6 protein-coding genes are annotated in these 7675 nt (G+C 63.9%); 2 read left to right on the top strand and 4 right to left on the bottom strand.

All coding sequences use genetic code 11. The features are described 5' to 3' along the window. Together hpnH and ispH are read right to left on the bottom strand one after the other, a co-directional pair. A partial coding sequence (hpnH, locus tag JOY90_RS33005) for an adenosyl-hopene transferase HpnH (protein ID WP_291695283.1) occupies positions 1-959 on the bottom strand: 959 nt, incomplete at its 3' end. Positions 960-996: 37 nt separating this feature from the next. Further along, positions 997-1923, bottom strand: a complete 927-nt coding sequence (ispH, locus tag JOY90_RS33000; RefSeq protein WP_291695282.1) for a 4-hydroxy-3-methylbut-2-enyl diphosphate reductase — start codon at positions 1921-1923, stop codon at positions 997-999. 432 nt (positions 1924-2355) lie between these two features. Here ispH and JOY90_RS32995 point away from each other — a divergent pair, with 432 nt between their 5' ends. Then, positions 2356-4944 carry an MMPL family transporter gene (locus tag JOY90_RS32995; RefSeq protein ID WP_291695281.1) on the top strand — a complete coding sequence of 863 codons (2589 nt, stop codon included), beginning with the start codon at positions 2356-2358 and terminating at the stop codon, positions 4942-4944. On the opposite strand, the gene JOY90_RS32990 is transcribed toward JOY90_RS32995, so the two are convergent. Further along, the gene (locus tag JOY90_RS32990) at positions 4912-5496 is read right to left on the bottom strand and encodes a DUF2147 domain-containing protein (protein WP_291695280.1); all 585 of its coding nucleotides are present in this window, start codon (positions 5494-5496) and stop codon (positions 4912-4914) included. The two genes, JOY90_RS32995 and JOY90_RS32990, sit on opposite strands and share 33 nt — an antisense overlap. 167 nt (positions 5497-5663) lie before the next feature. On the opposite strand from JOY90_RS32990, the gene hpnO reads away from it, so the two are divergent. Further along, positions 5664-7055, top strand: coding sequence for an aminobacteriohopanetriol synthase HpnO (gene hpnO, locus JOY90_RS32985; RefSeq protein ID WP_291695279.1), 1392 nt, complete (start codon positions 5664-5666; stop codon positions 7053-7055). Between the two features lie 153 nt (positions 7056-7208). On the opposite strand, the gene JOY90_RS32980 is transcribed toward hpnO, so the two are convergent. Beyond that, a partial coding sequence (locus tag JOY90_RS32980) for an anti-sigma factor (RefSeq protein ID WP_367277026.1) occupies positions 7209-7675 on the bottom strand: 467 nt, incomplete at its 5' end.

The following is a 7675-nucleotide window of genomic DNA, read 5'->3' as shown; positions in this document are numbered from 1 at the left end:
GCGGCGGAGGCCGTCGCAGCCGTCGGCTCGTAGCCGCAATGGGCCATACAGTCGGCGCACTTCTCGTACTTGCCGGTGCCGTAGGAGTCCCAATCGGTGGTCTCCATCAGCTCCTCGAAGGTCTTGGTGTAGCCCTCGCCGAGCAGATAGCACGGCTTCTGCCAGCCGAAGATGTTGCGCGCCGGCATGCCCCACGGTGTGCATTCGTAGCTCTGGTTGCCGGCCAGGAAGTCCAGGAACAGGCCGGAATGCATGAAATTCCACTTCTTGCCCTTGCCGAGCGCGAATACGTCGCGGAACAGCCGCTTGGTCTTGGTGCGGTTGAGGAAGTGCTCCTGGTCGGGCGCGCGCTCATAGGCGTAGCCCGGCGACATCGAGACGCCGACGCCGAGCTCGGTGCAGAAGTCGAGAAATTTCGCGATCTCCTCGGCGGGGTGGCCGTCGAAGATGGTGGCGTTGACGTTGACGGTGAAGCCGCGCGCCTTCGCCGCCTTGATCGCGGAGACCGCGCGGTCGAACACGCCCTTCTGCGACACCGACTTGTCGTGGTGGTCGCGCAGGCCGTCGAGATGCACGGAGAAGAACAGATAGGGCGAGGGCTCGAACAGATCGAGCTTCTTCTCGAGCAGCAGCGCATTGGTGCAGAGCGAGACGAACTTCTTGCGCGCCACGAGGCCGCGCACGATCTCGCCGATCTCCTTGTGGATCAGCGGCTCGCCGCCGGGAATCGCGACCATCGGCGCGCCGCATTCTTCGGCGGCGTCCCAGCACTCCTGCGCGCTCATGCGGCGGTTCAGGATCGCGTCGGGATAATCGATCTTGCCGCAGCCGGAGCAGGCGAGGTTGCAGCGGAACAGCGGCTCCAGCATCAGGACCAGCGGATAGCGCTTTCGGCCGAGCAGCTTCTGCTTGATCAGATAGCCGCCAATACGCATTTCCTTGAAGAAGGGGATCGCCATCAGTTCGTTCTTTCTGGGATTGTCTGGTACCGGAAGGTCAGCCTGCCGCCAGCTCGGCCGGCAGGCGAAATTCAATGTTCTCTTCCCGGCCGGGAAGGACCGACACCGTCACCGGGCCGATGCGACGAAGCGCATCGATGACGTCGTCGACCAGAACCTCGGGAGCCGAGGCGCCGGCGGTGATGCCGACAGCCCTGACGTCCTTCAGCCAACCCGGATCGAGCTCGCTGCCATCAGCGATCAGGTAACTTGCGACGCCGGCCTCGCTGCCGATTTCGCGCAGGCGGTTGGAGTTGGAACTGTTGGCTGCGCCGACCACCAGGATAACGTCCACCAGCTTGCTGAGGTCCCTTACCGCAGATTGCCGATTTTGTGTCGCATAGCAGATATCCCGGATGTCCGGGCCTTGAATGTCTGTAAATCGCGCGTGAAGGGCGGCGATGATGTCCTTGGTATCATCGACGCTGAGCGTGGTCTGGGTGATATAGGCGACCGGGGTATCATGAGGCAGCGTCAGCGCGGCCACGTCGTTCACGCTCTGGACCAGCGTCACCGGGCCCGGAACCTGCCCCATCGTGCCCTCAACCTCGGGATGGCCGTCATGGCCGATCAGGATCAGCGCGCGACCTTTTGACATATAGCGCTTCCCTTGATTGTGAACCTTTGTGACCAGCGGGCAGGTGGCGTTGAGCACCGCCAGCCCGCGCTCGGCGGCTTCCTCCTCCACCGTCCGCGCCACGCCATGGGCGCTGAACACGGTGACGGAGGAGGGTGGTACTTCGGACAGATCCTCGACGAAGATTGCGCCCTTGTTCTTCAGGCTCTCGACCACGTATTTGTTGTGCACGATCTCATGACGCACATAGACCGGCGGGCCGTATTTCTCGAGCGCGCGCTCGACGATTTCGATGGCGCGCACGACGCCGGCGCAGAAGCCGCGTGGCTGCGCCAGAAATACTTCCATGGTAGGTTCGTTACCCAAATTGCCTCACTCATCGTCTCGACCCCGAAGGGTCATAACCCCGAAAACCCCAGATCCCGCAATACCAACACCACGCTCATATTCCGCTTCCGGTTACCTGCGGGACGGGCAAGGTCTTGTGTCAAAAATTCATCTGCGAGGAAAGGCAGGTGGACGGAGGAGGCGCAGGGACGATCAAGGTATCTTGATACTATCAGACAAGTTATTGAAGATAAAGCCCTTTTACCCTCACTTGTTCGTCATTTTGTCGCCGAACAATCCCGGCTATACAGCCGGGCCTCAGCGGTCCGTGCCGTGTCATGGCAATTTGGTGCGCTTAAGGAAAAATCCCCACTGCGAGGTTAGCCCAGCTCGCGGAACGGCGCCGAACGGCGGAACGTTTCCGGCAAGCTCATAACATTAGAAAGAATTGATGTGCTGACAAGTATTGTCGTCTCGATCGTCAAGATGTGTACCCGTTTTGCAACGGTCACGCTGGCGCTCAGCCTCGCTCTGGCGATCGGCGCCGGCTACTACACGGCGCATCATTTCGTCATCAATACCGACATCAACACGCTGATTTCGTCCAATCTCGACTGGCGCCAGCGTGACCAGCAGTTCGACCGGGCGTTCGATCGCGACAGCACGATCCTGGCCGTCGTGGAGGCGCCCACGCCCGAGCAGACCAGCGCTGCGGCCAAGGCGCTCGAGGCGAAACTGAGGGATGACAAGACGAACTTCCAGTCCATGCAGCCGCTCGGCTCGGGCGAGTTCTTCGAGAAGAATGGCTTGTTGTTTCTGCCGACCCAGGAGGTCGGCGAGCTGACCGGGCAGCTCGAATCCGCCGCTCCCTTGCTCGAGATCATGGCCGGCGACCCGTCGATCCGCGGGCTCACCGGCGCGCTCGAGACCGGCCTTGCCGGCGTCAAGCGCGGCGAGGTCAAGCTCGACAACACCGCGCGGCCCTTCAACCAGATCGCGCAGACCGTCGAGGACGTGCTCAACAAGGGCGACGCCAACTTCTCCTGGCGCGAATTGACCTCCGACAAGCCGCTGACGGACAGCGACAAGCGCGCCTTCATCGAGTTCAAGCCGGTGCTGGATTACCAGGCGCTGGAGCCCGGCAAGAATGCGACCGACGCGATCCGCGCCGCCGCCATCGCGGTCGGCTTCCCGGACAGGTATCAGGCCCGCGTGCGCCTCACCGGGCCGGTGCCGATCGCCAACGAGGAATACGCCACGGTCCAGGACGGCGCCATTCTCAACGGCCTCGGCACCGTCGTGGTGGTGCTGATCATCCTCTGGCTGGCGCTGCATTCGGCGAAGATCATCTTCGCCGTGTTCGTCAACCTGTTCATCGGGCTGTCGCTCACGACCGCGGTCGGACTGATGCTGGTGGGATCGTTCAACCTGCTCTCGGTCGCGTTCGCGGTGCTGTTCATCGGGCTCGGCGTCGATTTCGGCATCCAGTTCAGCGTGCGCTACCGCTCGGAGCGGTTCAAGAACGACGACCTCTCGGCGGCACTGGCCGAGGCGGCGCGCCGCGCCGCGGTGCCGCTGTCGCTCGCCGCGATGGCGACCGCGGCCGGATTCCTCTGCTTCATGCCGACCGACTACAAGGGCATTTCCGAGCTCGGCGAGATCGCCGGCGCCGGCATGCTGATCGCGTTCACCTCGAGCATCACGGTGCTGCCGGCGCTGCTCCGCCTCATCAATCCGCCCGGCGAGAAGGAGCCGGTCGGCTACGCCTTCCTCGCGCCGCTGGATCGCTTCCTCGAGGATCATCGCGTTCCGATCGTGGTCGGCACGATCCTGATCTCGCTGGCGGGCCTGCCGCTGCTCTATTTCATGAAGTTCGACTTCAACCCGATGAACCTGCGCAACCCGAAGGCGGAATCGATCGCGACCTTCCTCGACCTGCGCAAGGACCCGAACACCGGCGCCAACGCCATCAACGTGCTGACCCGCTCCGAGGCCGACGCCAAGCAGATCGAGGCGAAGCTCGAGAAGCTGCCCGAAGTGCTGCGCGTGACGTCGCTCGACAGCTTCGTGCCGGAAGACCAGGCGCCGAAGCTGAAGCTGATCGAGGCGGCGGCCAAGAAGGTCGGCCCCGCGCTCAATCCGGATTCGGTGGACGCGCCGCCGTCCGATCAGGAGAATGTCGATGCGCTGAAGAGCTCGGTGGACGCGCTGCGGCGGACCGCGGGCGACAACCAGGGACCGGGCGGCATCGCCTCGCGGCGGCTGGCGGACGCGCTGGAGAAGCTCACGAAGGCCGATGAGGCGACCCGCAACAAGGCGCAGGACGTCTTCGTCATGCCGCTCAAGGTGGTGTTCGATCAGCTCAGGAATCTGCTGCAGGCGCAGCCGGTCAGCCTGAACAACCTGCCGCCCGACATCGTCGGCCTGTACAAGGCCAAGGACGGCCTGATGCGGGTCGAGGCGCTGCCGCGCGGCGATCCCAACGACAACGACAATTTGCGCAAATTCGCCAGCGCCGTGCTCGCCGCCGAGCCGACGGCGATCGGTGGACCGGTGTCGATCCTGAAGTCCGGCGACACCGTGGTCGAGGCCTTCATCCACGCCGGCATCTACGCGCTGGTCGTGATCAGTCTGCTGTTGTGGATCACGCTGCGGCGGATCACCGACGTGCTGCTGACCTTGGTGCCGCTGCTGGTCGCGGGCGCGGTGACGCTGGAAATCTGCGTGCTGATCAAGCTTCCGCTGAATTTCGCCAACATCGTCGCACTGCCGCTGCTGCTCGGCGTCGGCGTGGCCTTCAAGATCTATTACGTCACGGCGTGGCGCTCAGGCAGGACGAATCTGCTGCAGACCAGCCTGACGCGAGCGATCTTCTTCAGCGCGCTGACCACGGCCACCGCCTTCGGCAGCCTGTGGCTCTCCAGTCATCCCGGCACATCCAGCATGGGCAAGCTGTTGGCGCTGTCGCTGGTCACCACGCTTGCCGCCGTGCTGCTGTTCCAGCCCGCGCTAATGGGCAAGCCCCGCGATGTCGGGGAGTAGGCAGATGTCGCCGACCGTGTCCGCCTGAGCTCCCGGTTTCTGACCGGGCGTGGCGGAGCGGGTGGCGGGGCCCGTGGCCTTCGGGGCTGTGGCCACGGTCTTGTTGGCGGTGCCTGTCGTCTTGCCGTTGCTCTTGGCCATGCTGTTGACCGGGCTCGACGGGATCGGCGGGCCGACGCGGGTCCAGGTCTCGCCGCCGCACAGGAAGCCCAGCACGCAGCCCTGGATTTCGAGCTGGTCGGGACCTTTCGGCGTGATGGTCGAGCTGTAGGTCTTGCCGTCCTTGGCGTTGTAGACCTCACCCTCCCAGGCATCCTCGCCGGGCTTCTTCTTCATGTTGATCAGGATCGGCATGCCGAGCGTCGGCCGGGTGCGCCTGGCGGGATCCGGATTGTAGCTGTCGCGGCCGCCGGGCTCTTTCTCCCACGCAACTGCGCCCCACACATTGCCGTTGCACTGGGCGACCCTGATGTTGGCGACACCATCGGCGACCCGCCAGTCACCGGTGGGGTCGGCGGCGAATGCCGGCGTCAGTAAGGTCGGTGTCAGCAACGCGGCTAGGAAACCCGCAGTGCATTTACCGACAGCCAGCCTGGTCTTTCTTGGGCGGTGCAACATGGCTCAAACCTGTGCTTGCGTTGATCGGGCGAATAAGGGCAAAACGCCGCAGCGCCCGATTTCAGTTTGACGAGACGGCCAACAACCGAAGTATGTAGCCGATGACGGACTCCCATCTAGACGTTTCCGAGATGTTTGTGGCGCGTCAGGCGCAACGCAGTTCCATGCATGCGCGCCACTTAAACGAGCAACTGGTACGTGTCCTCAAAACCATTGGTTACGATGTGGGGTTCCAGAAGGGACACGGCCAGTACCTCTATGATCGCGATGGTGTACGCTATCTCGATCTATTGAGCGGTTTTGGCGTTTTTGCGATCGGGCGCAACCACCCCGCGTTGCGCACGGCGCTCAAGAGCGTGCTGGATAGCGATCTTCCGAACCTGGTGCAACTCGACGTCTCGACGCTGGCAGGCGTGCTCGCCGAACGCCTGCTGAAACATGTTCCATATCTTGACAAGATATTCTTCGCCAATTCCGGCGCCGAGACGGTTGAGGCGGCCATCAAGTTCGCGCGCGGTGCCACGGGTCGATCCGGTATCGTGCATTGCGAGCATTCGTTCCACGGTCTGTCGTATGGCGCGCTCTCGCTCACCGACGACGACAATTTCCGCAACGGCTTCGAGCCGCTGCTGCCGGGCTGCACGGCCGTGCCGTTCAACGATCTCGCCGCGCTCGAGCGCGTGCTGTCGTCGCGCGATGTCGCGGCCTTCATCGTCGAGCCGATCCAGGGCAAGGGCGTCAACCTGCCCGCCGACGACTTCTTGCCGGCCGCCGCCGCGCTGTGCCGCAAATACGGCACGCTGTTCATCGCCGACGAGATCCAGACCGGCATCGGCCGCACCGGCCGTTTCCTCGCGGTCGAGCACTGGAATGTCGAGCCCGACATGGTGCTGCTGGCGAAGGCGCTGTCCGGCGGGCATGTGCCGATCGGCGCGCTGCTGACGCGCAAGCACATCTTCGACAAGATCTTCAACCGCATGGATCGCGCGGTGGTGCATGGCTCGACCTTCGGCAAGAACGACCTCGCGATGGCCGCCGGTATCGCCACGCTCGAAGTGATGGAGAACGAGAAGCTGGTCGAGCAGGCGGCCAAGCGCGGCGCCGAGCTCCGGCTCGCACTGACGCGAATGGTGCCGGGCTACGAGCTGATGAAGGAGGTGCGCGGCAAGGGGCTGATGATCGGCGTCGAGTTCGGCCCGCCGAAATCGCTGCGGCTGAAGGCGTCATGGACGATGCTGGAGACCGCCAACAAGGGCCTGTTCTGCCAGCTCATCACCGTCCCGCTGTTCAAGGATCACAAGATCCTCACGCAGGTCGCGGGCCACGGCCTGCACACCATCAAGCTGCTGCCGCCGCTCACCATCACCGAAGAGGACTGCCGCTGGATCGAGACGGCCTTCGACGACGTGATCGCCGCCAGCCACAAGGTGCCCGGCGCGGTCTGGTCGCTCGGCAAGACGCTGGTCGACAACGCGATCCGGAAGTCGGCGTAGGGCGGACTAGCGAAGTAATGGTAGGGTGGGCTAAGGCGCGCAAGCGCCGTGCCCACCATTCTCTCGACATCCTGGCGCCGAATGGTGGGCACGTTTCCGTCTTTGCGTGGCACGCTTCTGTGCACGCGGCCCGCTTTAGCCCGCCCTAGGAATTCAGCCTTCCTTGTTCGCCTGCAGGGCGGTCTCGAACTTCTCGCCGAACTCGGCGAGCTCGTCGGCGCCGATGTCGCTGACCGCCCAGAACCTCATGCCGCGTTCGCTCCAGGCGCGGATGTTGAAGCCCTGCACCATGTTCGTCGTGGCAGAGACATGCGCGGCGTTGCCGGTCTGCTCCACGAACAGGTTGATGACATGGGCGCGGCGCTTGTAGACGACGGCGCCGATGCCGCGGGCATCGAGGTAATCGAGCCGGCCGCCGACCAGCGCAAAGCCCTGCGAGGTCAGGTCGATCACCGGCGGCGACACGTCGAGCCTGCCGTTGAACCAGGGTTTCACCGTGTGCTGGTCGCTGGAGACGACGTCGATCAGGTGTCCGGGCTGCAGCGAGCGCAGGTGCGAGGAGACGATCTGCTGCTCGATCAACTGCTCATCGTCGTTGCGCAGCACGATCGCGACCAGGC

The organism is Bradyrhizobium sp., assembly GCF_019242285.1.
Taxonomy (GTDB): Bacteria; Pseudomonadota; Alphaproteobacteria; order Rhizobiales; family Xanthobacteraceae; genus Bradyrhizobium.
This window is presented reverse-complemented; position numbering and strand designations above follow the sequence as displayed.

Coding starts and splice junctions, on each gene's coding strand:
- hpnO (WP_291695279.1), top strand. CDS start 5,664: ATGACGGACTCCCATCTAGACGTTTCCGAGATGTTTGTGGCGCGTCAG.
- ispH (WP_291695282.1), bottom strand. CDS start 1,923: ATGGAAGTATTTCTGGCGCAGCCACGCGGCTTCTGCGCCGGCGTCGTG.